This is a genomic window from Frankia sp. CoBUL1 (assembly GCF_978021245.1).
In genome coordinates, this window is the sequence record NZ_CDXDOS010000317.1 from 1 (window position 1) to 3,435 (window position 3,435).

The 3,435-nt window shown below is 69.6% G+C and carries 6 protein-coding genes; 2 read left to right on the forward strand and 4 right to left on the reverse strand.

Translation table 11 applies throughout. The annotated features are described in order from the left end of the window. Positions 1–256 precede the first annotated feature (256 nt). Together AC08OX_RS16150 and AC08OX_RS16155 are read right to left on the reverse strand one after the other, a co-directional pair. Complete coding sequence (locus tag AC08OX_RS16150; protein WP_083494794.1) at positions 257–706, reverse strand: DUF456 domain-containing protein; 450 nt, start codon at positions 704–706, stop codon at positions 257–259. A 32-nt stretch (positions 707–738) separates the two neighbouring features. Further along, entirely contained in the window at positions 739–1,080 is a 342-nt protein-coding gene (locus tag AC08OX_RS16155) for a WCX domain-containing protein (RefSeq protein ID WP_476608584.1), read from the reverse strand. On the opposite strand from AC08OX_RS16155, the gene AC08OX_RS16160 reads away from it, so the two are divergent. Both AC08OX_RS16160 and AC08OX_RS16165 read left to right on the forward strand, forming a co-directional pair. Then, entirely contained in the window at positions 1,081–1,623 is a 543-nt protein-coding gene (locus AC08OX_RS16160; RefSeq protein ID WP_476608581.1) for a pyridoxamine 5'-phosphate oxidase family protein, read from the forward strand. A 263-nt stretch (positions 1,624–1,886) separates the two neighbouring features. Continuing rightward, on the forward strand, positions 1,887–2,489 hold the full coding sequence (locus AC08OX_RS16165; protein ID WP_011435934.1) for a TetR/AcrR family transcriptional regulator: 603 nt from the start codon (positions 1,887–1,889) through the stop codon (positions 2,487–2,489). A gap of 83 nt (positions 2,490–2,572) precedes the next feature. Here the strand turns inward: AC08OX_RS16165 and AC08OX_RS16170 are convergent, their stop codons facing one another. Beyond that, positions 2,573–2,758 carry a hypothetical protein gene (locus tag AC08OX_RS16170; RefSeq protein WP_476608582.1) on the reverse strand — a complete coding sequence of 62 codons (186 nt, stop codon included), beginning with the start codon at positions 2,756–2,758 and terminating at the stop codon, positions 2,573–2,575. After that, positions 2,759–3,142, reverse strand: a complete 384-nt coding sequence (locus AC08OX_RS16175) for a hypothetical protein (RefSeq protein WP_476608583.1) — start codon at positions 3,140–3,142, stop codon at positions 2,759–2,761. Positions 3,143–3,435: the final 293 nt, after the last annotated feature.

Consider the following 3,435-nt stretch of genomic DNA (forward strand, 5'->3'; position numbering starts at 1 on the left):
TCACAACGTAGCGTAATCTCTGCGCGGCCCTGGCTAACAGCCGCACACGACGGACGAGGCGGCAACCACGGAGCACCGGAAATGGTTACCCCTACTTAACATAGCGATCATGCAGCGGAGGGCGCCGTCGGGAGGCCGGCCCACCAGGCTCGGGGCCGGCCGACTCCCCGGATCGGGACGCGCGGACTCCGGAAGACCGGAAGCAGCAGCGCGACGTCACTAATCGTTACGAATCGCCATGAGTCGTCACGTGTCATCACGCGACGAACTCGCCGACCAACCAGACGAGCACCATCGCGACGCCGGCTGCGAGCTCCACGACCACACCGACCCCGAAGGCGACGATCGCGGCCCAGGTCGTGCGGCCCGCCGCTCGCGCATCCCCCAGCCGCGCCAGCTCGGCCAGATAGATCCCGACCACTCCACCGATCAGGAGCCCGACGACCGGCACCACAAAGAAGCCGATGATCGCGCACACCGCGCCGATGGCCAGGCTGGGCCACGGCACCCCCCGACCGGCCGTAGCCCGAGCCGGCAGGACGTACTTGGTGAGCGCCCCGATCACGAACAGCGCGGTCATGAGCGCCAGCACGATCCAGCGACCGACTCCCCCACCGTCCGCGATCACCCACCACAGACCCGCGCCCCAGACCAGGACGAGGCCCGGCAGTACCGGGAGGACGACGCCGACCAGGCCGACGGCCATCACCAGAGCGACAACTAGCAGCCCACCGGTACTTATGGCGCGACCTCCTTCACCGGCATCTCCCGATCTCCCGCGACGGTAGCGTTGCTCCCCACCGCCGCGGCAGCACTGTTCCCCGCCATATTGTTCTCCGCCATGCGTCGACCCACCTCGGCGAAGGCGGTGCGCAACTCGGCGGGGGCGAGCACCACGACCCCGTCCGCCAGGACACACAGTTGGCTGAGCGCCACCTGGAGCCCCTCCGTCGCGAGCTCCACCTCCCGCCAGCCGTCGGCGTCAGTCGGGCCCGCCGCACGGCCTGCAGATGCAGGAGCAACGCGGTGAGCCGGCTCGATCGCACGTCTGGGAAGCCTAGCCGTGAACCAGGACAGCAGATGGCAGAGTTTTCAGGTCACAATGGCGCGGTGACGACATCCTGGCGCGACTTCGAGGCCGCGCAACCCGCCCTCGCCAAGACCGCGCGCACCCGGTTCGCGGCATTCCGCCATCACATCATGGCTACCGTGCGTGCCGACGGCTCCCCGCGCACGAGCGGAATCGAGACGAACTTCCGGTTCGGGGAGCTGTGGCTCGGGAGCATGCCGGATGCGCGCAAGTCCCGGGACCTGCGTCGCGACCCCCGCTTCGCCCTGGCCGCCAATCCCGGGCCGGGCCAGGACCTGGCCGGCGGCGACATCCGCGTCTCCGGGCGGGCCCGGTGGATCAACGATGAGGAGGTCCTGGCCTCCTTCGCCACCGAGGTCGGCCCGCCGACGCCGTTCGACCTCTTCCGCGTCGAGCTCACCGAGGTGGTCCGCACGAGCGTCGACGAGCCGGCCGGGGAGATCGTGCTGGAAAGCTGGCGACCGGGCTATCGAGGGGTGCGGGTGCAGCGCCGTGGCAACGGGCCGGTGCGCGAAACCTGGGCCGAGGAGTAGACCATCACGAGCCGCGGGACGGCGTCAACATCGTTGACTATCATGATGCCATCGACGATGAGACCAACGATCCCAAGGCGCCCCGGTCCGACGACGAGAGCCCAGGCTCCGAGGACACCCGGGAGGGTGACGCCGGCACCGACGATCCCGGCACCGACGATGACGAGCCAGAAGGCATCGGAACCGCCGACGCGGACACCGGTAGGCGGCGAGGTCGGCGGGTCGGGTCCCGGCGGACCCCACGGGGCACGCTGTCCCGGGAGGTGCTGCTGGCGGCAGCGATGGAGGTCGTGGACACGCACGGCGCGGGCGCGTTCAGCATGCGGGCCCTCGGCGCGTTCCTCGACGTGGATCCCACGGCGATGTACCGACATTTCGCGACGAAGAACGCGCTGCTCGACGCGCTGACGGACACGGTGATCCGCGGGGTGGAGGAGCTGCCGGAGACCGACGACCCCCGCCGGGACATCCGGGAAAACTTCCGTCAGCTCCGACGCTCCCTGCTGGCGCATCCGACCCTGGCGCCGCTGGTGCTGCGCCGCCCGCCCGGGGTGGGCGCCTACTGGGAGCGGGCCGATCACGCGGTCGCCCAGCTTCACCGCGCAGGCATGGATCCGGCCGACGCCGCCAACGTCTACCAGACGCTGCTCTTCTACACCCTCGGCCACACCCTCAGCGAGGCTCGCCAGCTCGCCCGGGCCGTGGAACGGGAGGGGGCCGGCGCCCGCGGCGGCCCGGTCGCGGCGGTACGCCCGCCGGCCGAACACCACCCGGATCTCTCCGATGCGGCACCCCATCTACGGGAGGAGAACGAGGCCCAGTTCCTCGCGGGCCTCGACCTCATCCTGCGCGATCTCCCCCGTTGACATCCTCTCCGCCCGAAGGGCGGAGATTCCCGCCGTCACGCGGGCGCTCACCGGCGGGGGCCGACCGGCGCGGGGCCGGGCTGTCATGCGCTGAGCTGGAGGCGTGGCCCGGCGAACGTCACCATGATCTCATCAAAGGTTGCCTCCGGCCGGTAGCCGGCACCCGGCGCTTTTTCACCTCGCCGCCGGAGCGCGTCAAACTGCAAGGTCCACAGTTCGCTCTCCGTCGCCGGAAGCGCGACGACGACCGCATCGTCCTCGTCGTCCATCTACCCGGTCAGCCAGGAGATCTGGTCCGACGGCAGCGCACAGGCATACACCACCTCGCCCGCGGCGTTCGCCCGCACGGCGCGCAGTTGTTCCGCCTGACTGTCCATGCCCAAGGCCGCGCCCAGACGCTCGGCGACCAGCTGCCGTTCCCAGGCGTCGGCATCCTGCGCGATCCGGACGATGACACCGCGCACCTCCAGCTCAAGGTGGATCCGGAGGTTGACGTCGGGGTCCCCGTCGAAGTACCAGGCGATCAGGTCCGGCAACGCGGCACGCATCTCCTCGGCGGTCGTCTCGGCGGCCACCAGACCAGGACACTGCGGCGACCAGGCCGACCAGCAGGGGCCGTCCCGGCGAACCAGCACCGATACCACCTTAGACACTATCGATCACCTCCAAACGCCTCCTCGACCGTCAGCCCCACCTGCTTGACCAGTATCTGCCGGACGACCCCCGGCCCGACGGTGATCCGGTCATGAAAAGCAAGACGAAGTCGTGGACGTCCGTCCGTCTCCAGCCATCGGTGAGCTGAACCGTCCTGTTTTGTCACCCAATATCCCAATCGTCCAAGCGTAAGTGTTCGGTGATGTCGTGGGAGGGCTCGCCGAATGCCCGGCCGGCGTTGCCGGTCGGGTGCTGTCGGTGAGGCGAGTTAAGGCGCGGGTCCGTCGTGATC